20 protein-coding genes and 2 pseudogenes are annotated in these 24,067 nt (G+C 40.0%); 13 read left to right on the forward strand and 9 right to left on the reverse strand.

Annotated features, from left to right (window positions below; translation table 11 throughout):
- Nucleotides 1–50: 50 nt before the first annotated feature.
- Both CGC50_RS08035 and CGC50_RS08040 read right to left on the reverse strand, forming a co-directional pair.
- A complete protein-coding gene (locus tag CGC50_RS08035) occupies nt 51–1,223 on the reverse strand; it encodes a toxin-antitoxin system YwqK family antitoxin (RefSeq protein ID WP_095910405.1) in 1,173 nt (390 codons plus the stop codon).
- A 54-nt stretch (nt 1,224–1,277) separates the two neighbouring features.
- Nucleotides 1,278–2,132: a hypothetical protein gene (locus CGC50_RS08040; protein WP_095910406.1), complete on the reverse strand. Its 855-nt coding sequence runs from the start codon at nt 2,130–2,132 to the stop codon at nt 1,278–1,280.
- Between the two features lie 104 nt (nt 2,133–2,236).
- On the opposite strand from CGC50_RS08040, the gene brnQ reads away from it, so the two are divergent.
- Nucleotides 2,237–3,520 (forward strand): branched-chain amino acid transport system II carrier protein, encoded by a 1,284-nt coding sequence (brnQ, locus tag CGC50_RS08045; RefSeq protein ID WP_095910407.1) that lies wholly within the window; start codon nt 2,237–2,239, stop codon nt 3,518–3,520.
- Nucleotides 3,521–3,642: 122 nt separating this feature from the next.
- On the opposite strand, the gene CGC50_RS08050 is transcribed toward brnQ, so the two are convergent.
- The 6 genes and pseudogenes from CGC50_RS08050 to CGC50_RS08075 form a co-directional block, all read right to left on the reverse strand.
- On the reverse strand, nt 3,643–4,530 hold the full coding sequence (locus CGC50_RS08050) for a fructose bisphosphate aldolase (protein WP_095910408.1): 888 nt from the start codon (nt 4,528–4,530) through the stop codon (nt 3,643–3,645).
- A 109-nt stretch (nt 4,531–4,639) separates the two neighbouring features.
- Nucleotides 4,640–7,186, reverse strand: a complete 2,547-nt coding sequence (locus tag CGC50_RS13890) for an IgG-binding virulence factor TspB family protein (RefSeq protein WP_198541602.1) — start codon at nt 7,184–7,186, stop codon at nt 4,640–4,642.
- Nucleotides 7,187–7,374: 188 nt separating this feature from the next.
- Nucleotides 7,375–8,946 (reverse strand): DNA-binding protein, encoded by a 1,572-nt coding sequence (locus CGC50_RS08060; protein WP_095910409.1) that lies wholly within the window; start codon nt 8,944–8,946, stop codon nt 7,375–7,377.
- A gap of 13 nt (nt 8,947–8,959) precedes the next feature.
- Nucleotides 8,960–9,793 carry a DUF5689 domain-containing protein gene (locus CGC50_RS08065; protein ID WP_095910410.1) on the reverse strand — a complete coding sequence of 278 codons (834 nt, stop codon included), beginning with the start codon at nt 9,791–9,793 and terminating at the stop codon, nt 8,960–8,962.
- Between the two features lie 11 nt (nt 9,794–9,804).
- Nucleotides 9,805–12,555, reverse strand: coding sequence for a TonB-dependent receptor (locus tag CGC50_RS08070; RefSeq protein ID WP_095910411.1), 2,751 nt, complete (start codon nt 12,553–12,555; stop codon nt 9,805–9,807).
- Nucleotides 12,556–12,669: 114 nt separating this feature from the next.
- Nucleotides 12,670–13,628: pseudogene (locus CGC50_RS08075) on the reverse strand (phospholipase A).
- A 47-nt stretch (nt 13,629–13,675) separates the two neighbouring features.
- Here CGC50_RS08075 and CGC50_RS08080 point away from each other — a divergent pair.
- The 11 genes from CGC50_RS08080 (at nt 13,676) to CGC50_RS08130 (ending at nt 22,741) form a co-directional block, all read left to right on the forward strand.
- Complete coding sequence (locus tag CGC50_RS08080; protein ID WP_095910412.1) at nt 13,676–16,147, forward strand: M1 family aminopeptidase; 2,472 nt, start codon at nt 13,676–13,678, stop codon at nt 16,145–16,147.
- On the forward strand, nt 16,147–17,166 hold the full coding sequence (locus CGC50_RS08085) for a virulence RhuM family protein (protein ID WP_095910413.1): 1,020 nt from the start codon (nt 16,147–16,149) through the stop codon (nt 17,164–17,166). The genes CGC50_RS08080 and CGC50_RS08085 overlap by 1 nt, the downstream gene beginning before the upstream one ends.
- Nucleotides 17,167–17,189: 23 nt before the next feature.
- The gene (locus CGC50_RS08090) at nt 17,190–17,720 is read left to right on the forward strand and encodes a GNAT family N-acetyltransferase (RefSeq protein WP_095910414.1); all 531 of its coding nucleotides are present in this window, start codon (nt 17,190–17,192) and stop codon (nt 17,718–17,720) included.
- 26 nt (nt 17,721–17,746) lie between these two features.
- A complete protein-coding gene (locus CGC50_RS13785) occupies nt 17,747–18,334 on the forward strand; it encodes a hypothetical protein (RefSeq protein WP_095910415.1) in 588 nt (195 codons plus the stop codon).
- 137 nt (nt 18,335–18,471) lie between these two features.
- Nucleotides 18,472–18,729 carry a hypothetical protein gene (locus CGC50_RS08100; protein WP_095910416.1) on the forward strand — a complete coding sequence of 86 codons (258 nt, stop codon included), beginning with the start codon at nt 18,472–18,474 and terminating at the stop codon, nt 18,727–18,729.
- 80 nt (nt 18,730–18,809) lie between these two features.
- A complete protein-coding gene (locus CGC50_RS08105) occupies nt 18,810–19,514 on the forward strand; it encodes a hypothetical protein (RefSeq protein ID WP_095910417.1) in 705 nt (234 codons plus the stop codon).
- Nucleotides 19,515–19,579: 65 nt separating this feature from the next.
- Entirely contained in the window at nt 19,580–20,266 is a 687-nt protein-coding gene (locus CGC50_RS08110) for a hypothetical protein (RefSeq protein WP_095910418.1), read from the forward strand.
- 222 nt (nt 20,267–20,488) lie between these two features.
- On the forward strand, nt 20,489–20,950 hold the full coding sequence (locus CGC50_RS08115) for a hypothetical protein (RefSeq protein ID WP_095910419.1): 462 nt from the start codon (nt 20,489–20,491) through the stop codon (nt 20,948–20,950).
- Nucleotides 20,943–21,494: an RNA 2'-phosphotransferase gene (locus CGC50_RS08120; protein ID WP_394363698.1), complete on the forward strand. Its 552-nt coding sequence runs from the start codon at nt 20,943–20,945 to the stop codon at nt 21,492–21,494. The genes CGC50_RS08115 and CGC50_RS08120 overlap by 8 nt, the downstream gene beginning before the upstream one ends.
- A gap of 6 nt (nt 21,495–21,500) precedes the next feature.
- Nucleotides 21,501–22,448 carry a hypothetical protein gene (locus CGC50_RS08125; protein ID WP_095910421.1) on the forward strand — a complete coding sequence of 316 codons (948 nt, stop codon included), beginning with the start codon at nt 21,501–21,503 and terminating at the stop codon, nt 22,446–22,448.
- Between the two features lie 41 nt (nt 22,449–22,489).
- The gene (locus CGC50_RS08130; protein WP_095910422.1) at nt 22,490–22,741 is read left to right on the forward strand and encodes a hypothetical protein; all 252 of its coding nucleotides are present in this window, start codon (nt 22,490–22,492) and stop codon (nt 22,739–22,741) included.
- Between the two features lie 54 nt (nt 22,742–22,795).
- Here CGC50_RS08130 and CGC50_RS08135 read toward each other — a convergent pair whose 3' ends face one another.
- Nucleotides 22,796–23,275 (reverse strand): DUF2004 domain-containing protein, encoded by a 480-nt coding sequence (locus tag CGC50_RS08135; RefSeq protein ID WP_095910423.1) that lies wholly within the window; start codon nt 23,273–23,275, stop codon nt 22,796–22,798.
- A 61-nt stretch (nt 23,276–23,336) separates the two neighbouring features.
- Here CGC50_RS08135 and CGC50_RS14095 point away from each other — a divergent pair.
- Nucleotides 23,337–24,050: pseudogene (locus CGC50_RS14095) on the forward strand (SMI1/KNR4 family protein).
- Nucleotides 24,051–24,067: the final 17 nt, after the last annotated feature.

Genomic DNA, 24,067 nt, shown 5'->3' on the forward strand with positions numbered 1-24,067 from the left:
TTGAAAGAGAAGTGACAAGTAACGTTAGTTACTTGTCACTGGTTATTTCACTATTCGTAGTCTACTGTTTTGATACGATTGCCTTTTTCATAGATTACTTCAGCGGTGAGCTTCCCAGAGGCATCGTAGTACTTCCAAGTGCCATCTTTTTGGTCGTCCTTGTAGTTGCCTTCTTGACGTACTTTTCCACTGGCATAAAACTCTTTATAGGCACCTTGTAGGTTGCCAGCCACATAGGTACTTTGCTCATGGAGTACTCCCTTGTCAGTATATTCTTTCCAAACTCCCTCTTTGAAGTTGTTTTTATAATTTCCTTCTTCTTTTATAGTACCATTTTCATTGTTTTCTATGTACTTACCCTCCTTGCCATCATTTTTATAATTGAGTTCTTCCCTGAGTTTTCCATTGTTACCAAAGAAATATTTTCTATTGGTTAGCTTGTCTTGGTCATAAGTATCCTGACGGACAAGGATTCCCGCATCATTATATTTTTTTCTAAGACCATGTAGCTTAAAATCCTTATAGGATACTTCACTTTCCATCTTTCCATTGCGGAAGAACTCTCTTTCAGTATAAGTACCTTCGTTCTTATATTCTTTTTCAGAGAGGACAAGCCCATTTTCCCATATTTCTTGCCATTTTCCGGTAGGTTTGTCATTGTCATAGTACTCAGTAGCTGTATATTCTCCACGACTTCCAGTCATTTTTTGCCACTGTTTGCCATGTAGTTTGCCCTCTTTATAGCTTTCGATTTTGCGTACTTTTCCCTCATTATCATAGTATTTCCACTCTCCATTGGGCTTTCCCCCTTTGTAGCTAAGCTCGGTGCGTAGCTTTCCATTACTACTATATTCCTTGCTGATTCCCTCTAACTTTCCATCTTTATAGGTGCGGAGGTCTTTCTCCTTACCCTCATCATTGTAGGAGACTGATTTACCATCAAGAATGCCCTTTTTGAAGTTCTTTTCAGCTCTTAAGTTTCCCTGAGCATCATAGCTTTTGTAAGTGCCATTCATACGGCCATTCTCGAAAGTTACTTCGTAGTAAGCCCCTTCTCCCTGAGCCACTTTATAGTGACCATCTAAGGGGTCTCCACTTTTTCTGAACTTATATAGCTTCTCAGTACCGAAAACCTGTTCGGTAATCTCATGATCTGAAGCAAATTTCTGTGCATAACTTCCTACAGAAGCCATTACAGCAAGAGTGAAAAGTAATTTTCTCATAATTGTAAATTATTAATTGTCAATTGTTCATGATGAGTCACTAGTTATTTGTCGCTAGTGACTATTAAAGTCTTCCGCTGTATAATCTAAAAAATAGTCCAAACCTATAACTGTTTGGTACTCTTTGGGGAGCTTGTTCAGGTGCGTTTTTCCTTCTTTGTCATTGTCATAAAAGTCCCTAATGTGCTTAGTTTTTAGGAATGTTTTTCCCTTAGTCGCCATATCGGGGAGGATATATTCCAAAGTATCCAACACTTCTCCTCGCCAACGATATTTGTACAACTCCACATGTCCAGGCCAGCCATAACCTATCCCACGGATAAGATGCTCCTTAGGATAAAAAGTTGGGTTTATGAGTTCTATATAGGAAAGTTGTCCCTCCTTTTTCTCTGGAGAGAGGTAGAGGTAATAAATATCTCTTCTGCAGCATCCCGAAGAAGGATAGAATCTTAGTGCAAAATCTTTAAGCCCATCTCCATTGGCATCAAAGATAGTATCACTTGGGTCTGTTAGCAAAGGGAAAGACTCGGAGACTTTCTCTTGCATTGTATTATTATCAATTCTATACAATCTTATCAAAGTTTCTGCTTGATCATACGTGTAAATAACCGCATAATAAGCTCCTTCGGCAAATTTTCTTACCTTAATATAAACTCCAATAGGAGCATATCCCTCTTCTGTTGTATCAAAATCATACATGTATTCCCAATCCTTCCCTTGAAAAGAGGCGGTTATCTTCTCAAGTGCATCCGCCATAGCCTTCTTTAAGTGGCGTTCATCTACATTCTCAGTATCTTTCACTACAACAAGTGTATCTGAAACCTTCTCAGAGGAAGGTTCCTTCTGCTGTTTTGGGGATGAGAGGCAGCCTATGAACATAAGAAAAGAAAGGAGGATGCTGTATTTCACAAAGGAGAGTTATAGATAATCAAGCAGCAAATATACAAAAAATTTTGTTACAATGTTATCCATTCGTTATTTTTTTATATCTTTGCGCCATATGTATTACTTATATGAATAAAAAGAAATTTCTGACACTTACCACTACAGGGTTTGCCCTTTTTGCAATGTTCTTTGGAGCAGGAAATTTAGTTATCCCACCCTATATAGGGCTGAAGATGGGAGCGGCCAGTGGAGCTGCCTTTGTGGGTTTTTTTCTTTCAGGGATTCTTATTCCCTTTTTAGCGGTACTAATGGTTAGTTCCATAGGTACTTCTTTTACCGATTTGGGCAAACGATTTCCAGCGCCCTTTGTCAATAGTTTAGTGGTGCTTATTATTGTGGTTTTTGGGCCTCTGGTATGTGTCCCGCGCTCAGGATCTACTACTTATGAGGTCGCTATAGAGCCTTTCTTTCCGATGGTAGGGAAAGTTACCTTTGGAGTTATCTTTTTTGCAATTACCTTATTTTTAGCCTTATCTCGTTCGAAATTAGTAGATATCATAGGCCGTTGGCTCACCCCTATACTCTTTCTTTCACTGATAGTGCTCATTGTGGAAGGAACTATTAATGCTCCTAAGGGGCTTACAGATAATGGTTTGACTTTCAAGGAAGCATTTACCTTTGGTTTTTCCAAAGGATATCTTACCTTGGATGTGCTCTCAGGGGTTATCTTCTCTGGGCTGATTATTTCAGCTATCATACAAAAGGGGTATAGTTCAGAGCGGCAGAAGCGTGAGATTACCATCCTCTCGGGGATAATCGCTGCTGGATGCTTGGTTTTTATCTATGGAGGTTTGTTATATTTAGGCGCTACCTCCGATGTAGTGACAACAGAAGAGGTTAAGTATATAGATATTCTCAAGCATATTGCTCATAAAGGATTGGGAAATAATGGAGCTATAGTGATTTCTGTGGCAGTGGCTTTTGCTTGTCTTACTACAGCGGTAGCTATTGTTTCGGCTATGGGAGGAATCTTTGAGACCCTCAGTCATGGACGTATTCCTTACCGCTGGGGAGTGTGGGGGTGTACACTGGTTTCCTTTGTGCTCTCTATCCAAAGTGTAGATCAGATTATTCTCTATGCAGGCTATATCTTGGATTTCGTGTATCCTATTACTATTGCTCTAACACTCTTTATACTATTATTTGGCAAAAGTGTACATAAGAAAACACCCTATATCATAGGGGTAAGTTTTACGGCTGTCTTTTCAGCTATATTTGTCATAGGAAATCTTATGGAGAGTCAGACTCTAAAAGGGATACAAGATAGTCTTCCCTTAGCACAATACCATATAGAATGGTTACTTCCAGCCTTTGCTGCCTTTGGAGTAGGTGCAATTATTAATAATAAATAATCAGCTATACACTACCGCCAGCTTATAGTTCGTACTGTTATCATGATTTTTTAGAGAGCTTTTACAGCAAAATAAAAAACCGAACTGTTTTAAGTTCGGTTTTTTTATTAAGACTATAATGGTTATTTTATAGAAGCTTCATAGATACCCTCTATGGATTCGGCTAAAGTCTTGTTGAACTCAGCATCAGACTGTCCAGCAGAGAGACCTTCAGAGAGTGCACGAGAGAAGCTAGCGATTACGCCATGGTTTTTGGCGAGGATTTCGTTTGCTTTTTCTCGGGAATAACCACCTGAAAGCGCTACTACACGTACTACTCTTGGGTGATCTACCAAAGGCTTATAGAAGTCAGCTACGGTAGGAAGGGTAAGCTTAAGCATCACATCCGAGGTGGCAGGGAGCTTATCCAAGTGTTTGAGAATCTCCTCACGAAGAATAGCTTCTGCTTCTGCCTTGTCAGGAATATTGATATCCACTTCTGGCTCTATGATAGGAACGAGACCAGCGGCGATGATTTGTGCAGCTATTTCGAATTGTTGGTCTACGATTCTAGCAATACCCGCTTTAGAGGCTTTCTTGACTACCGAACGCATCTTAGTGCCGAACACATGGTGTTCATTAGCTCTTTTGAGAAGGTCAGCGAGATTGGAAATGGGTTTCATCAGTTGTACTCCATCAGCATCCAAGTCAAGTAGTCCTTTATCTACTTTTAGGAAAGGGAGAATATGTTTTTCTTCCCATAGATATTCGGCTGTATACTTGCCATCAATCTTATTATCCATGGTTTGTTCGAAGAGAATAGCTCCAAGAATTTTATTTTCATTGAAAGCTGGACTCTTGATAATGCGGGTACGCATCTGATGGATAAGGTCGAACATTTCAGCATCATTCTTGTAAGCACTTTCTTCTATCCCATAGAGTTTTAGTGCTTTAGGAGTACTACCTCCACTTTGGTCAAGAGCAGCAATAAAGCCCTTGCCACTTCTCATTTTTTCTATTTTTTCTTTCATAATAAGTAAATATTTTATGTAACATATTGGAAAAGTTCCAATAAACTTTTTACGATGAGACAAAGATACGAATTAATTGACAATAAATCTACACGAATAAGAGAAATTCTTAGCGAGTCCATTTGATATTGTCAATGATAAACTGTTTGCTAGTAGTATTCGCTTCTATAGTAATAATTACTTCTCCTGTTTTGTTAAGGGTTTTGGTATAGGTTTGCTTATCTTGTCCTACAAGCACTGTGTCTTGTATCCCTCCAGATATAAGGATTTCACGCTTTTTATTACCTGCAAGAAATGCTTTGTAGTCGAAAGAGATACTCTTTACTCCCTCAGGGAAAGTAATGGTTATTTTTCCTTTATGCCCTCCAGTAAGGATCAAACCTTTTCCTTGGATAGCATAGTCTTGCTTTTGTTCTTTAGTATCAGTACGAGCTGTAGCATCCAATGTTACTCCATTGATAGTCTTTGTTATATGGTTGGTATAACTATTGTTAACCTTCTCTATCCATTCAAAATCAAATACACCAGAAGAGGGCTGTGGTTGTGGATTTGGTTTGGGATCAGGATTTGGTTTAGGATCCGGTTGTGGTTTGGGCTGAGGCTTAGGATCTGGTTGAGGTTGTGGATTTGGTTTGGTCTCAGGTGTTTTACCAAAGACTAAGTCAGCTTCTGTTTCATATACAATTTCCTTAATGACCTGTCCACTTTTAGTTGTATGGTTTTTGAAAACACCCGTTACAGTAAGCTCTTGATCTGCAATCTTGAGTTTTTTCTTCACTTCTTCAGGAAGGTTTGCATAATTCTTTCCATAGATTTGTATCTCTGTACCATCCTTGAAGATAAAGTAAGGGAAATTTCCTTTGACGGTGATCTTACCATGTATCTTAGCCTTCTTTCCTTCTTGATAGTCATCAATAGTGGCATTGCTTGCCTCAAGATTCACAATCTCATTAGGATCAGGAGATGGTTTGGGTTGTGGTTTGGGATCCGGTTGTGGTTTGGGCTGAGGCTTAGGATCTGGTTGAGGTTGTGGATTTGGTTGTGGATTTGGCTTGGTCTCAGGTGTTTTACCAAAGATTAAGTCAGCTTCTGTTTCATATACAATTTCCCTGATAGACTTTCCATCCTTAGTAGTATGGTTTTTGAAAATACCCGTTACAGTAAGCTCTTGATCTGCAATCTTGAGTTTTTTCTTCACTTCTTCAGGAAGGTTTGCATAATTCTTTCCATAGATTTGTATCTCTGTACCATCCTTGAAGATAAAGTAAGAGAAATTTCCCTTGATGGTAACCTTACCATGTATCTTAGCCTTTTTCCCTTCTTGGTAGTCAGCAATAGTAGCATTGCTTGCCTCAAGATTCACAATCTCATTAGGATCAGGAGATGGTTTAGGATCTGGTTGTGGATTGGGCTGAGGCTTAGGATCTGGTTGAGGTTGTGGATTTGGCTTGGTCTCAGGTGTTTTACCAAAGATTAGATCCGCTTCTGTTTCATATACAATTTCCCTAATAGACTTTCCATCCTTAGTAGTATGGTTTTTGAAAACACCCGTTACAGTAAGCTCTTGATCTGTAATCTTGAGTTTATCTTTTATTTCATTAGGAAGATTCTTATAATTTTTTCCATAGATTTGTATCTCTGTACCATCCTTGAAGATAAAGTAAGAGAAATTTCCTTTGATGGTGATCTTACCATGTATCTTAGCCTTTTTCCCTTCTTGGTAGTCAGCGATAGTAGCATTGCTCGCCTCAAGATTCACAATCTCATTAGGATCAGGAGATGGTTTGGGTTGTGGTTTAGGATCAGGTTGTGGATTTGGCTGAGGCTTAGGATCAGGATCAGGTTGTGGATTTGGCTTAGGATCAGGTTGTGGTTGTGGTGCGGGAGCTGCTCCAAAGGTCAAATCTTTTTCTTCTTCATAGACAATCTGATGGTATTTTTTCTGTGTCTTCTTGTCGGTATAGTCAGAGAATTTTCCTATTACAGTCACTTCTTGTCCTATCTCTTTGAGTTTTTTAGAGGTTTCCTCGGAAAGTTCTTTAAACTTATGTGTAAAGACTTGTACTAAAGTGCCATCAGAGAGTTTGATAAAGGATCTGTCTCCCTCTATTTCGGCAATAGAGCCATGTAGTTTTACTTTTTTGTCAAAGTAAGCGGTGAAGTCGGTCATAGAGATCTGTGAGGCTTCCAATGAAGGGATTTCTTCAGGGGTAGGAGTGCCCTCACCAAAGACTAAGTCAGTCTCATTCTGGTAGACAATCTCTTTCACTACGTCACCCTTTGGTAGGGTATAGTCAGTAAAAGTACCAGTGACGCTCACTTCTTGTCCTTCTTTTTGCAATTTCTTAGAAGTTTCCTCAGAAAGTTCCTTGAACTTAGGAGTGAAGATTTGTACTAAAGTACCATCAGAGAACTTGAAGTAAGCACGTTTGTTTTTCACGGTAATAAATCCGTGTACGATGAGCTTTTTCCCTACTACATAATCCGAAGCCTTGGCTGTAGCTGCTTCCAAAGTAAAGAGAACGGGAGGCGTAGGTGTAGGGTTCGGGGTAGGTTTTTCTTTGGGATCTACGGGAGGAATTTCCGTCTGATCCTCTCTTACACAGGCACCCCATACAAAGAGTCCTGCAAAGAGAAGTAGAAATAATCTTTTCATGATAGTAATGATTTTTTTGTTTACAAATAGGAATCGAAATCCTGCAAAATAGGGGAGAGGATTCACTCCACAAAATTAACACTTTTATCAATAATTTCCAAATAAAAAAGCTATTTTTTTCTTGAAAAAAGTTAAAAAAAGAGGCGCCTTTTTAGGGCGCCTCTTTGTAAGGTGTTATGAGTAAAAAATTAATTTGTCCATTTGATATTGTCTATGACAAATTGTTTGCTTGTTGCACCTCCCTTGATGGTAATTACTACTTGTCCTGTTTTATTAAGAGCCTTGGTGTAAGTTCCTTGTGCATCTTTTTCTACAGAGACCTTGTCTATTTCAGTATTCCCTTCGCGGATTACGATCTCACGCGCTTTGGTGTTGGTATGGAATGCTTTATAATCAAAAGAAAAGTTTTTCACTCCATTAGGGAAAGTAATTTTGATATGCCCTTTGTCATATCCATTAAGCACTAATCCTTTACCATTGATGGCATAGTCTATGTTTCCTTCTGTTGTGTTGGTACGTCCTACAGCTTCTAGCACAACTCCATCAATTGTTTTTTCAACAGCTGTCCCATAGCCAGTGCTATTATCTGTAATCCATTCAAAGTCAAAAACTCCTCCTTGAGAAGGTTGTGGTTGTGGTTGTGGCTGTGGTTGCGGCTGAGGATTATTAGAGGCAGCTCCAAATACTAAGTTATCTTTAGAGGTACACTCAATTTCCTTAATTACATTGGTGCTGTTTTTAGGTTTGAAATCTTTGAATTTTCCTGTTACAGTGACTTCTTGTCCTTCAGTGCTGAGTTTGGTTTTATCTTCTTGAGAGAGGAGGTCAAATACAGATTTCACTACATAGATTTGAACCATAGTATTATCAGAGAATTTGAAATAGGAATGATTTCCATCTCTAACGATAGTTCCGTGAATCTTTACATCTTTCCCAGCCACATAATCATTTGCAGTGGCCGTAGCCGCTTCTAAGACATCTGTAGGTTGCTGAGGCTGAGGATTATTAGAAACAGCTCCAAATACCAAATCGCTTTCGCTTTCGTAAACAATCTCTTTAACAGTAACTCCATCTTTGGTATAATCAGTGAATGTACCTGTTACAGTGACTTCTTGACCTACTGTTTTGAGTTTGTTATTTGTCTCTTGCGAAAGTTGTTTGAACTTAGGAGTAAAGATCTGTACCAAAGTACCATCAGAGAATTTAAAGAAAGATTTGTTTCCTTGTACTTCTCCCACGGTTCCATGTAGTTTTACTTTTTTTCCTACTACATAGTCACTTGCAGTAGCAGTAGCCGCTTCCAAGGTAGTAATTTCTCCTGGAGTAGTACTGCCTGCTTGTCCAAATACCAAATCGTTTTCGCCTTCGTATACGATTTGTTTTACTGTACTAGTACTGTTTTTAGGAGTAAAATCCTTAAGAGTTCCTGTTACAGTAATTTCTTGTCCGTCAGTAGAGAGTTTTGTCTTTTTCTCCTGTGGAAGGGCATCATATACAGAAGTTGCTGCATATATAAGCACCATAGTATTATCGGAGAATTTGAAATAGGAACGATTTCCATCTCGCACGATATTTCCGTGGATTTTTACTTTCTTTCCATTTACATAATCAGAGGCTTTAGCAGTGGAAGCCTCAAGGATAGAGAGGTCTTTCTGCTGAGGTGTTTGTCCTTGGTTTACCGGAGGAATCCCCGCATTGTCTTCCTTAGCGCAGGAGATAAATAGTGAAAGGGCGATTCCTAAAATGAATAACTTTTTCATGGTATGAGGGTTTTTAGTTTATTTTTTGAATATCATTGACAGAATTGATATAGAACTGAGGACTACTTCCATATCGGGTTAGTACTCCCGTGATACGCAATCTTCCTGAAGGAACTATATCCTTGATATAAGCAGCAAAGCTACTGGTGAGGAAAGGAAGCGTACCTCCTGCTCCATCGGTGAGGTTGTAGGTAGTATTGTACTGGTTGGTGGAGATGTGGAAGGTCTTTCCTACCGCACTATTTTCGAAAGATACACCATTGAGTATTAAGAGCTTGTTGTTTTGTGCTTGTTTGTCAAAGCTCAAGTTGTCAAAGGTAGTAGCCAGCTGGTCAATACCTATTTTCTCTCCAGTAGAGACCAATACCTCTTGGTACATAGCCGAAGGGAGGTTGCTTATTTTGACGTTACCCCCTGTGGTTTTTCCGTGTCCATACCCTACCTCAAGAGTAGAATAGCGGCCGCTATACCATACAGTAGTCCCTTTAAGTCTTACTTGTACTTTGGTACCTACAGGGTATTCGCCATAGAGTCCTTTTTTATCAATAGCCACAGCGATAGTTCCAGACTTGTCAGGGGCTTGCACATATACTTTTTTGTAGAAGTTTCCCGCCTCATCACTGGAGATCACATAGCCCTCGAAGGCATCGTTGTCTGTATATTGAGTAAAGGAAGGGGTTACCTTAGCCCTAAGCTGGGCATAGGTGATGCGTGTACCATTGAAGGCATTGGCCTTTTCCTGTTGTTGTTTTTCGAGCTGTTGTACATCAGGAGTATCGAATCCACTTACCTTACTGCAAGAAGAGAGTAAGGCAAGAGATAGTGCGAAGTATACTATTTTTTTCATGTTCGTTCAGATTAGAGACTTAAGGTTACATTTAGGTAATAAGTAGTGCCATACCCGAGGAAATACTTGTTTCCAAAGGTAGGATAGCCGCTCTTGCGATCCTTGAGCATGGATTGGTAATCTCCCTTGCGTGCTTGCTCGAATCCGTTGGTTTTGTACTGGGTATTGAGCAGGTTGTTCACACTGGCAAATACATTGAGGAAGTGCCCTTTGATACGGAAAGATTTTCCAGCAGAGGCATTCATGAGGAATAGTATAGGGAGTTTTTCCTGTTTGAGCAGACCACGTACGGCATTCTCATCTATATTGGTATAGCGGCTACCAGTGTTGGGGTCAAGGTAGATATTCTCAGTGCGAAGGCTTGGAGCAATACCTATGTAGTTATTGTTGAAGAGGTTGCCTGTAAGGCTTACCCACCAGTAGTGTTGGCTCTGGTATTCTAATCCTAAGGAATATACTTGCTCAGGTGCTTGTCCAGCATGGTAGTTCTTCAAGTGAGAAACGATGGGTTCGCTCACCAATCGCTTGTCAGAGGATTGGAAGAGGATAGGGTCGTTGGTATAAGTATATTGGTTTAGAGAAACTACAGCAGAAGCCTTCCAAGAAGGGTGAAGCTGTACTTCTACACCGAGTTCTCCTCCGAAGTGGAGTTTTTCTACATCCATCATGGTTTGGGTAAGGAATCCAGCAGACTCGTCACCCAAACGGGATTGAGTGAAGAAGTAACTTTTCTCAGTAGCATTCTCGAACTTAGTGACATATCCGGTAAGGCGTGCCTTTACATAAGGCATACGTACGATATAGCTTCCATCGGCAGTGATTTGAGTTTCTGGAGAAAGCTTGCTAGGAAGCAAGGAGTTCGAATTGCGAATATTGACAAAGATATTGTTCAGTGGTTGAGCTTCCTCGAAATATCCTGTGTTGAACTGTAGGATATGGCGACCATTGATGCTATAGGTAAGTCCTGCTTTGGTGCTAAGGGTATTGAAGTACTTCATACCACTTTTACCTTTGGCATCGTTGTATACAGCATTGTTGGCAAAGAGACCTTCTCTCTCATAGTCTGTATGTTGAAAACGTCCGGCTACATAGAAGAGTGCACGACCATACTTGAAGCGCAATTGGCCAAATACATTGGCTCTTTGTACAAGCGCTTTGTAGTGGTATTGGTATTTGTCTCCTTCTCCTAGGCGTAGGTTCTCAGGGGTATCATAATTTTCTCCAGAGTAATAACTCTTGTTTAGGAAGTATTGTCCTCCTAATAGGTCGTTGATCTGTTGGAAATTTTCGGTGCCTATACGCTGGAAAGAAGCACCCGCATTGAGGGTGATATTTGGATCAATTTTGGTAGTAGCCAAGAGATTCCCTGTAAGGGTTTTAGTGTCGATAATATCCTCATTGAGAGAGAACATACTTTCGCCACCAGTATGGCTATTGGTCTGGTAGAGAGCGTCCCAGTTGAGCTGTTTGTTAGCTTTGAAATAATCAATCTGTCGGGCAGCCTTATCCCAAGCAAAAGGATCTCCTTCGCCAGTCTCCTGGTCATACATATTGTAGAAGTAGGTAGGCATATTGGTATAGTACGAAGGATCAGGATTCTGAGACTTTACATATTGAATACGGGTATCACCTACTTGCCCAAACTGATAGCCCAAGTGTAGAGCTATTTTAGTGTCTCCCTTGTGATAAGTATTCGAAAGTACAAAGAGAGGTTCGGAGATACGCTTCATCTTGGAGTTGCGTATATGATCTCCCTGAAAGCCCCAGTTAGGGTTGTAGTTGTGTCCGCCTAAGGAAATAGCCTCTTGGGTAAGAGGGGCAGATTTTCCACGGTTGTTATAGGAGAAAATACCCATTAGGTTGGTTGTAAAGTAAGGGCTTGCCTTGTACTCTACAGCGGCAGAGATTCCGTAGGACTGATAGACCATTCCTTCTACAGAAGGGACAAGCCAAGTACGGCCATTGCCTCCACGATAGGAGCCTGATACCATATAGCCCCATCCGCTGGGTAGGGTACCTGTGTTGTAGGTTACCATAGCACGTCCGAAGTAGTTACGGTTGGTCGTAGTTCCAGAGATACGCAAGCCGTTGCGCAATTCAGAAGGGGCAATAGTCATCACATTGCTACCGAATACCCCTCCGAAGTCGTCCTCACTGGCACCTACTCCGGTGGTAATCACATTGCTACGAGTGGCATCGTTCAGTCCTCCCCAGTTGCTCCATTGGGGGCGACCAGTCTCTACCTTGTTCATCAGTACTCCATTGACAAGTACAGTGGCTGCATTGCTCTGATAGCCACGAGGGCGATAGAATACGGGACTGAAGTCAAAGGAAGAACGACGGAAATAGAGATCTTGTGAGGACTGTAGGAAGCCAGAGATCATCTCAGGGCTACCTTCTTCATCATCGAGCTCCTCATCAGAGAGATTGATTGTATTTCCGACAGTATGTTCGCCCTGAGCCATAAGTTCTTTTTGAAGGGTTATGGTAGGCAAGGTAAGATTGTCAGTGAGCTCTATGTTCATTCTCTGGGAACGGTATCCCTTAGCATGGATGTCCAAGATATAAAATCCTTTAGGCAAGGAGAACTGAAAATTCCCTGCCTCATCACTTGTAGCATGAACCTCTTGCCCTTCTACAGAGAGCGTGGCCTCAGGCAATGGAGACTTACCATCACCAACACTTCCTTTTAACAATACATTCTGGGCGAAGATCAAAGAGCCTCCCAGAAAGAAAAATAAGGATAAAAAGAATGTTTTCATCGTGTTTTTATATTTAAAATGAATAAGTTAAGCAATATAAAATTCCTTGTGCAAATTTACTCATTTTTTCGTTAAAAAACACGTCGCAAAAGTTAAAAAAACGTTTTATTCCCGTTATAAATTTAAGAAAGTAAAACCTACTCCCAATACTGTCTGTTTGTAGTTATAATCAATGAGCGAATCGCCATACCCATGGGAAGCCTGTAACATGATACGTAAGTCACGGCTTAGGGGGTATATCCAAGAAAGTTCGGCATGCCCTCTGTTATGGTTGAAGTTTAGATTGTTGCGTACAGTGAGTGTGAAAACATTTTTTCGAAACGGAATAGCGGCAGTTACTTCACTCCTACCAATATACTCCTCTATCTGAGGATTGTCGTCTTCTATAGGTTTTTCTGAAAATCGTCTCCATACCCGAGCCGTAATGATACTATTTTTCCAAGAGGCTACTCCCATAAGGATAATGCGGTTCCAGCTGCGAGAGTGGGCAGCTTCCTTACCATTAGACTGATGGTTGATGGACAGCCCCAGCATTTTGAACTTGAAGTGTCCTGCAGAGAGGTTCATAGGATAAGTGAAGATAAGCTCTGGCTCATAGTTGATTTCCCTAAAAGGGCGAGAGAGTTTTCCATTATACATCTATACATCTGCCAATACGCTTGCTGGGTGAAGGCTACCCATACATCACCTTTACCAAAAGCATCCTGCATAATCTTGGCTTTGAGGCTCACTTGGAACTTCATCTCTACATGTTGGTAGTCACGGGGCTCAGGTACAGGGCGGTTGGGGTTCAGGCTCACAGGCTGCTCTATAGGTTTGTCCGTTAGCCTAAAAGGCATGGCGTACATGGGTTTGTACTCCAAGAAGCGAAAGGTACCTCGCTGATCCTCCTTGTCTAATTCCCATATCTTTGAGATGGTTTTGTCCAAGTCGGCAGGCTCACTTCTTTTTACCTCGGGTAAGGGGTCTCCTGTGATTGAAAGAGAGTCTGTCTGTGCTGCACTCACCAAGGGGAAACAAGACAAAAATAGATAAGGAAAAAATTTCATAAAAGGATTGTAAAAGAGACGCAAAGGTACAAAAATAATTGTATATTTGCACTTTCAATCTTTTTTTATTCATGAAGAAAATAGTTTTATTAGCCTTGGGGCTGCTTTCCTCTGGCTATACTTTTGCGCAAACAGACACTTCGGGCAGAGGGCTCTATCGTGCTACCCCTGAGAAGAAAACCGCTCTAAAGCATACCAAGCTCAAGGTGGATTTCAATTTTTCTAACCAGACCATGGGTGGGGAAGAATGGCTCACTGCCGCTCCCTTCTTCTATCCTACTGATAGCCTTGTACTCGATGCTAAGGCTATGCTTATTCACAAGGTCGCCCTTGAGGAGAAAGGCAAACAGCAACCCCTTGCCTATAGCTATAAGGATGATCTCTTGCGTATCAAGCTCCCTAAGAAATACCAGAAGGGAGAAGCCTATACTGTGTATATAAAGTATACTGCACAGCCTGAAAAAGTGGCCAATAAGGGAAACCTCTCTATTTCTGATACCAAAGGGCTCTACTTCATCAACCCTGAGGGTAAGCCAGAGGGTTATCCTCGCCAGATATGGACACAAGGAGAGGCAGAGAGCTCCTCTTGCTGGTTTCCTACCATTGATAAGCCTAATCAGAAGACTACTCAAGAGATTGAGATGACTGTCCCTGATAGTTTTGTTACCCTTTCCAATGGACTTTTGAAAAGTTCTGAGAAAAAAGGTAACCTACGTATAGACTATTGGGTGATGGACAAGCCTCATGCTCCTTATCTCTTCTTCATGGGAGCAGGTGAATTTGCTGTGGTGAAGGATACGCCTTGGCACGGTAAAGTACCTGTGGAATATTATGTAGAGAAGGACTATGCACCCCTTGCCAAGAAACTCTTTGGCAATACTTCAGAAATGATATCCTTCTTCTCTGAGCGCTTTGGCTATGACTATCCTTGGGATAAGTATGCGCAAATCATTGTGCGCGATTTTGTTACAGGTGCTATGGAGAATACCACTGCGGTGAGCCACTCCGAAAGTGCTTACCAAAGCGAAGAAGCGCTTAATGACCAGAACTATTGGGAGTATATCATCGCTCATGAGCTGGCACACCACTGGTTTGGTGACCTCGCTACAGCTGAGAGCTGGGCAAACCTTACGGTCAATGAGTCCTTTGCCAACTATAGCGAATATCTTTGGATTGCTCACAAATATGGCAAAGATGCTGCCGACTACCACCTGCGCAACAATACCCAACAGTACCACCAGCGTCCTGATGATTTTAAGAAAGACTTGGTGCGTTTTAGCTATATTTCCACCGATGATATGTTCGATATGGTCTCCTATAACAAAGGAGGAGCTATCCTACATATGCTTCGTCGCTATCTCGGGGATGAGGCTTTCTTTCAGGGGGTTACAGACTATCTCAAGACTCATGCCTATGGCAATGGAGAAGCCCATCAGCTACGCCTATCCTTTGAGAAGATAAGTGGAAAAGACCTTAGCTGGTTCTTTAACCAATGGTACTTTGGCTATGGAAACCCTAATGTAAAGGTAGAAAAACACTATGATGCTACTAAGAAACAACTTACTGTAAAAATCACTCAGCTCCAAAGTGAAGACCTGTATTTTCAGTTTCCTTTGGATATTGATATCTACCAAGATAACAAGCCTATTCGCCATACAGTATGGGTGAATGCTCGTCAGGAAAATGCCTTTACCTTTGCAGTGAGCAAAGCCCCTGCCTTGGTGAATATCAACCCAGAAGGGGTGGTGGTGATGCAGGAACAATACCCTAAAACAACTAAGGAATACCTCTTCCAGATACAACATGCTCCTGAGCTTAAGAGCCGCTTAGAAGCTATTTCCTCCTTGGAAACAGGCAAGGGTAAAGAGGTGGTCTTAGCTGCCCTACAAGATCCTTATTTCAAAATACGCAAGGCTGCTTTGGAGCTTCTTGAAGGTTATCAGCTTACCAAAAAGGACTTAGCTCTGGTAGAGAAAATTGCAACCAAAGACCCTGAGAACCTCGCTCGTGCTGCTGCTATCTGGGTCTTGAACGACCAAGAAGATAAGCGCTACACTCCTCTGTATGAAAAAGCACTTACCGTCCCTTCAGCAGCTATTAAAAATGCCGCCCTTAACGGAATTGCACGAACCAACCCCAGCAGGGCTAAACAATTCTTAGAAAAGGCGAATCCTGCAGACCTGGAGGGGGATCAACTCTTAGGCTTAGTCAGTGTCATTACCAATCATAAGATGGAGAAATACCTCCCATCCCTGATGCCTTATCTTGTGAATTATCCCTTCTTTGAGGAAGATGAACCCCAAAGATCTGCCGATTTCAAAAAAGCCTATCTCTGGGCAATGAGCTTGGATAATACCCCTCTCACAGAGCAAGTTCAGCAAGCTTTTAAGGATTTTACCCAAGAGGAAAATGATTCCAAAACCAAACAAACCCTTTGGAAAGTTATAGACTTAGGCATTGACCAAAAGAAAAAACTCTCTAATACGGCTTCTGTAAAGGAACAAATCCAAATATTGGAAGCACTTAAGAGTAAGATAAAGTAATGATGAAAGCCAATAATGACCAAATGCTCATCTATCAATCTGAAGATGGGAGTATCAAAATAGATGTTCGTTTTGAACAGGACACCGTTTGGCTAACCTTAGAACAAATGTCTACTCTTTTTGGACGAGACAAATCTACTATATCCAGACATATAAAAAATGTATTTGAAGAGGGGGAGTTGGCTACTGTTGCAACTGTTGCAAATTTTGCAACAGTTCAAGTAGAAGGAGAGAGAACCGTTCGAAGAAACATAGATTATTATAATCTTGATGTCATTATCTCTGTAGGCTATCGAGTAAAATCTCAGCAAGGTACCCAGTTCCGTATTTGGGCAACCCAGCGACTGAAAGAATATATTATCAAGGGATTTGTCCTAAATGATGAGCGGTTTAAGACAGGCTCTTCTTATAACTACTTTAAAGAACTCTTAGGGCGTATCCGTGAAATACGTCTGTCAGAAAAGCTCTTTTATCAACAAATAAAGGATATTTATGCTACGAGTATTGACTATAACCCTTCAGATAAAATGACAATAGCATTTTATAAGGAGGTACAAAACAAGTTGCTTTGGGCAGTAAGCGGTAAGACAGCTGCTGAATTGCTTTTCTATCGTGCTAATGCTCAGCTTCCTATGATGGGACTAACCTCTACGGAGAAAGAAGGAAAAGTAACCAAATCCGATGCTCTTATTGGAAAAAATTACTTAAAAGAAGAGGAAATTACTATGCTGAAACTCATTGTAGAACAGTTTCTTGCCTATGCCGAAGCACAGGCACTGGCCGAGAAGCCTATGTATATGCGAGACTGGATACAGAAACTCCGCTTAGTACTTACTATGAACGAAAAGAATATTCTTGAACATGCAGGTACTATCTCTCATGAATTAGCCGTAGAGAAAGCAACCCAAGAGTATACACGCTATAAAGAACATCAACGAGAAATAGAACATTTTCAGAGCATTAAGCAATTGGATCAGGATATAAAGCATATAATAGCAAGTAATAAAAAGGAAAAATAACCATTAGCATATAATAAAAACAAATGAAAACACTTCACACCACACGTCTTTTGCTTCGTCCTTGGGAAGTTTCTGACGCCCAGGCGCTATATACACAAGCACATAACCCTATTATAGGCAAAAGGTGCGGTTGGCCTGCTCACAAAAGTGTAGAAGAGAGCCGAGAGATTATTGAAAATGTACTTCGCAGACCTAACTCTTTCGCTATTTGCCTATCTGATAACACCCTTATTGGGAGTATCGGTCTGCTTTTACAAGGAGAAAGTAGACTTTCTGTAGGTGAAAATGAAGCCGAAATAGGTTATTGGTTAGGAGAAGACTTTTGGGGCAAGGGGTATATGACAGAAGCTGCATTACAAGTTATACACTATGCCCTTGAGGAGTTGTCTCTTACTCAGCTGTGGGCGAGCGTATACAAGGAAAATATAGCCTCACAGCGGGTTGTTGAAAAATGCGGTTTTCGCTATCATCATACCCTTGAAGATTTCTTGTTTCCTCTTATAGGGGAGCGACATACGTCCTTGGTATATACACTTCAAAAAGATATGCAGTAATCCAGTTTTAGATTAAAGGTGATATAATGAAAACAGTTCTTTCATTAATTTTTTCAGCTATAACTTTGTGTGGTAAATCTCAAACTATACAAAGTAAATTAGACTATTGTGCTATTTTTATCCCTGATGAAAACTACAAAAATTATTCTATTGAGGACTATAAGGCACATGGTAAAGCGTTTATAAAGACAGAGAAAAAGCTCTTGAATGATGAGCTGAAAATTTTCAGTCATTCTCATTCTATAATAATCTCTGACGATGCCCCCAAATGTAGTGTTACAAAGGCTTTAGAAAAGAAGTTGAAGCCCTTAGAGGATATTGAAATTCAATTCAATGGGAAATCTATCATTATCGATACTACCTTTATAGAGCTGGGCACTGAGATGATGATTCCCTACAAGGTAAAATATCAGAAAAAGAAAAAAGAAACTCTGATGAAGCTTACCTTTGAGAATGTTTTATGGACATCAGCAGGGGGATTTCATCGCTATGATATTTATTTGGTAGCTAAGAATGACCAATTGACAGTATCTAAGATAAAGGCTTTTTATATTTCAAAAGAGTTTGACAGCTATGGCAAAGAAAAAACAGCGGTGATTTACCCTACCAAATGAGAAGTATACAACAAATATTAGAGTTATTAATTTAAGTTTCGCAAGCTCAGAAAGAGCTTGCGAAACTTAAATACTTAGGATTAGGTAAGTGTCAATCTGTAGACTTTGATGCTCAGACAGCCTCTACATCAATTGTGATGTTAGAATACAGCTTACTCTCGTTAGCCAAAAAAGAGCTTGAATATCAGACTATTGGAGGAATATTCAAAGATATACAGAAAGACACTCAGACGCCTACCTTAGATGAACGTATATTGCTTATTATCAGAGAATTAGTTTTTGATTTAGCAGAGATTCTTGAGATACCCTTTGAAGAACTAATAACAAAAATAATATCTGAAAATAAGCAATTTATGAAATGGATTAATTTGAATCCCTTATCTGAAGCAGCTTAGAACAACTTGCGAAACTTAAATTAGAAACTATAAAAGATTCTTTCTTAGCAATAAAAAACAAATATTTGACTGAAAACACAATGAAACACCTCCTATTACTCTTTTGCTTGGTTACAGCCCCTATATGGGCGCAACAAACGAAAACCATACACGTTTTGGTAGCCCTCTGCGATAATAAGTATCAGGGCATTGTGCCAGTACCCAAAGGGATTGGCAATGGGCAAGATGCCGATAGCAACCTTTATTGGGGTTGTGGTTATGGCGTGCGCACTTACTTTAAACGCAGTGAGGAATGGAAGTTTGTAAAATCGGAAAAGCCTTATAGTGATATTATTTTGGAGCGGGTAACCTTTAAGCACGCTACTAAAAACTATACGCTCATCGCCGATGCTTATGACGGCAAATATATCAAAACTTGTACAGAAAACTTCTTGAAAAATGCCGCTGCTGGCAATGCCGATTTGGTTGCGTATGTAGGACACGACGGACTGATGGATTTTCAGCTCAACACCACTTATAAAAATACCGATGGCAAGACACGCGATGTGATTATCTTGGCGTGCTATAGCAAGCGTTTTTTCGAGCCTCATCTGCAACACGCAAAAGTAAATCCGCTAATTTGGACTTCAGGATTGATGGCTGCCGAAGCCTACACGCTTCACGATGCACTTACGGGCTATGTGAATGGTGAAAGCGATGAACAGATACGCCTGCGTGCAGCTAAGGCTTATGCTAAACATCAAAAATGCAGTGAAAAAGCAGCGAGGAACTTGTTCCGGAAATAATTGTTAGATAGCCACTAAAAGCTAAACCCTAATTTCTAACCCCTAACCCCTAAATAACTATCATTATGTATTTTGCAAACACTTGGCACAAAAGTTTTAATTTCGTAATCACTCCTGAGGAATTTGAAGCAGTTTTCAGTAGAGATGATTATGAGTTTGTAATTAGCAATATGTTAGTAGATATAGACTATATCAGCACTGAAAAGCAGGAAATATTTAGTGCTTATCAGCAATATTATGAAAAAATACTGCTCCGTGAGGAAAAGTATAATCACAAAATCTTATGGACTATTGAGGATAAGATGCGACAAAGTATGATTGATCAAACCAAAAAACTCATTTTCCTCGAAGTAGAGGGCAACAAGAAAGATGCTGTTAAGTATAAGGAAGTGCGTACGAAAGAGCCTTTTATGAATCTTGATCCATTTTATCTTCTCTATAAAAAGGAAAAGAATTTGCTCTCTACCATTTATCACGCGCCTGAAAACACATTCGGGCTCAAGCTCACCTATCCTAAAACTATCAGTCTTGCAGATAAGAACGATAACCTAAGAGGTAATTACGACACCGAAAAGTACCCTATGTATGCCATTTTCAAGGATATCATCAAGCAGATTAAGAAAATTAGTCATAAAGCAAAGATGATGAAAGGAGAGCAGTTGCTCAAACCCGATTTTTGGATTTCTGACAAGGCAAAAGAGCAAGTAGGGAGGAACTATTACTTACAGCAAATAGGATTGGTGTTTGTTTAAAGGATATTAGGAGCTAGTGTAAACACATCTTATATGTTAAAATATAGTTAAGAAAGCGTGCAAAAAGCCCGCAAAGTATGAAGTAGAATATTCCTTCTACCTCTCTGTCAATAGAGTATGGATCATAGATAAAATACTACCAAAGTTTTTGGAGTTGGTTATTGCGTCTTTGCAAGGCGATAGGATCGTGAAAATATTTGAAATAGATCAAAAACAATCAATATGACAAAATTCTTACTAAAATGTGCAACAATATTGTTTTCCCTATGGATAGTAGGTTGCAATCATCAAAACAATAGTCAGCATACAGAAGTTTCTTCTGAGGAAGCACCTATAGATTCATTGCAAATGCTGAAAGATACTATTATGTTAGACGCTTCAACAGAGGGGGAGGAAATTCGTTTGTATATAAATAAGATCACGACTGATACTATTATAGAGAGTGAAATTTTAGGCGAAATGGGTAAAGAAACTTATCGTTTTAGTTTTAACAAGCAGCTAAAAGATGCAGAACACATCTTGTATTCTTATAATGTACCTTTTTATCTTGCTGATGAGAATTTAGAAACTCACATCGATAAGAAAGAAACGCTACATTTTTCTAAAGAAACAGATGCAATCTTAAACAAACAATTTAAGTTTTACCGCAATATTTTACTCCCTACCCCTCATAAAAATGATTGAAAAACATAAAAAAGAGAGCAAGTTTCTCAGTTTGGTACTGCGACACCACCCTGAGGCGATTGGTATTACCCTCGACGCACACGGTTGGGCTGAGGTGAATGTGCTCATTAAGCATATGAAGCGTAAATTCCCAGTGTTCAGCCTTAAAATGTTGGAAGAAATCGTCACTACCGATAGCAAACAGCGGTATGCTTTCAGCGAGGATAACACAAAAATACGCGCCAATCAAGGGCATTCGCTTGCCGTAACATTAGAATTACAGCCCCAAGTACCTCCTGAATGTTTGTATCACGGTACTGCCAGCAGGTTTGTAGAGAGCATTCTCAAAAGCGGACTCCAAAAGCAAACCCGCCAATACGTACACCTCAGCATTGATATAGCAACCGCAACCAAAGTAGGTGCGCGACACGGCAAGCCCGTTATCTTTAAAGTAAATACAAAGGCAATGTATGAGGCAGGGTATGTTTTTTACCTCTCTGCCAATGGAGTTTGGCTTACAGATGAAGTACCGCCGAAGTTTTTAGACCTAATCGTTAGCAATTAAAACACTATGCAAACAGAAATCATTTGGAAAACAACACTGAAAAACGGTATTTATGGGAGTCTTACCCCTCCACTTGCCGACCCTTTTAATCCCGACCATTTCTATATAGCTGATGGTTGGGGTTCCAAGTATGCCTCTATGCGATTGCACAAGCTCTCCTTCTCTACGGGTAAAGAAGTAGCCAATGTGTTGATACGCAACAGTGTGCGCTGTATGTATTTCAGTGCAGATGGCCAATATATATTTGCTATTACTGATAATAAAATATTTCAACTCAGCAGAGAGACTTTGGCAGTAGTCAAAAAACACGAAAAAGGCATACCTAAGTTTTCTGATTATGTAGCTTCCAATGACCAAGACACTCTTATACTAATGAATTTCAATAGTATAACTGTTACCGCTTACAACTATGTAGAAGAAAGTACAAGGAAAAAGAGAATTAAGGGAGAAGGCTGTGCCTTGATAGCACGAGAAAAAGCAGATACTTACCTCATAGCTTCTTACCAAAATGGGGTAATACAACGTTATGATACTACAACAAACAAAATAGAACTCCTTTTTAAAACAGACAGCTTCCATTCCGTTTGCCGAGATAGTAAGGGCAATTGGTATTTCCATTTGGGGCAGTATATTCCGCCAAGGAGCAATACTACAGGGATTAAGAAGCCTTTGTACATCATACGAGTACTGAAAACAGATGGTTCTCAAAAGGACTATCCTCTGGGGCTCCCTTTTAAAAAAACTATACAACTTTCGGCAGATGAGCAATCACTCTTTTTAAGCAATGACCACAATCTATGGAAGTTCTCTTTGCAAGAAGAAAGGATAACAGATACAACTGTAATCTCAGGAGGCGAGAATCTTATTCATTTTTTTGAAAAACAGCAGTTTTTACTATGTGTAGAAGCTGATAGTGATTATAAAAAATTGGTAGGACGTAGCCTTCAACAGTAACAATTTGTTACCTACAGTCAAGCACTAATAATTATTTTAGTATGAAATTATGCAAGCAAAAAACGTGGCAATTTGAAACCTCGGGAGTAGAAGGCGAGGTAAAACTCTTTGGCGTAAATATCTTTGACTACCAGTGGCAAGAAACGGGAGAATATGTAAAAGTAACAGACCCTCTCTATCATGCCGAAAGGTCTTTCTGCCTTTATAAAGTAGTGATAAATGGCGAGACACACAGCTTTGTAGCAGGTGAGTTTAGCAATATGATATGGGGCTTTTATTTGCTGAAATATTAAAAATAGCTATTAGTCCTTAGCCATTAGTGATTACCTAACAACTAAGGACTCAAGTTAGCTTTCCCAAGCAATAGAACTAAAGCTGCCGTCTAAGTTAAAACGAACAGCAAGAATCTCGTCACTTTGGTCAGGGTCTATCATATAATCGACAATAATTTCTTCCTTTGAAATACAGTACCAAAGCCCCACATTATTAATTCTCATAGCTGTCACAAAATCATCAATAGAGGTAGGTACCTCTAACTCTAATTCGTCTATATGAAAATCTATATACTCGCTATCTTGTTCTAAATAGCTTTTGAGCGCTTTGCGTGCCTGTTGGTCTCTTTCTGGAAAATGCTTGATAAATTGCTCAAACAAATCCAATCTTTCCTTACTGATTTCCTCTTTTTTAGCCAACCAAAGACTAAACTCAACAGGGTCGCTTAATTCTTGGAAAGTTACTTTTTGTTCCCATACCACATCTGGGTCAAAATCTTCTTGTATAATGCTGGTATCAAGAGTACCAAAATAAGGGTGTGTAATAGATGCCATAATGATATTTTTTATTTACCTTTGCAAAGATAAAACAAAAAAATGAAATACAATTAAGAATATGACTGAAGTAGTAGAAAAATATATCAAAAAACTATACAATCTCACGCCCAAGGACTGCAAAGGCTTCTCGGAAGCACAGTTGTTAAAAGCTGAAAAGCGCTTAAACATCACCTTGCCTGAGGAGTTCCGAGCCTATTACCTACAATTAGGAGCAACCAAAAGTGTAAACTAATCCTATAACTCGTTGGCTACACCTCAGCAATTGTATTTTGCAGGGGATTACTTATGCTTTTGCGAAGAAAACCAAGGAGTGGTAATGTGGGCAATTCGCAAAGAAGATTTAAACAACCCCAATCCGCCCGTTTGGGGTAATTACGGCTCAGAAACCGACCCCGATTGGGTATTAGAAACTCAAACGCTCTCCGACTTTTGGCTGTACATAGCTATTTACAACGGTGTGATGGGAGGCTTGCGTTACAATGCTAATGCAATGGGCGGTTGGAAAATGGAAGACTTTGAAGTACCCACAGGAGCAGTTGCCCATATAGAAAAACAATATACCGAACTTACCTCTCTCAGTTGGGAAGGACAACGCACCTTTACCGATGCCAATTTTCAAATAGTCATTACCCTTGCTGTACACCGAGATACAAACCGAGCCACTGCTATTTTTATAGGCAGCGCTCAACAAGAGTTATTTGATACTCTTTTAGACGCTATGGAAAACTTTGGCTTGGAATGGGATTACACTTCCTACGACGATGAGTCCTAGCACGACAGGCAATTAAA

The sequence above is a fragment of the Capnocytophaga gingivalis genome, assembly GCF_002302415.1.
Lineage (GTDB): Bacteria > Bacteroidota > Bacteroidia > Flavobacteriales > Flavobacteriaceae > Capnocytophaga > Capnocytophaga gingivalis.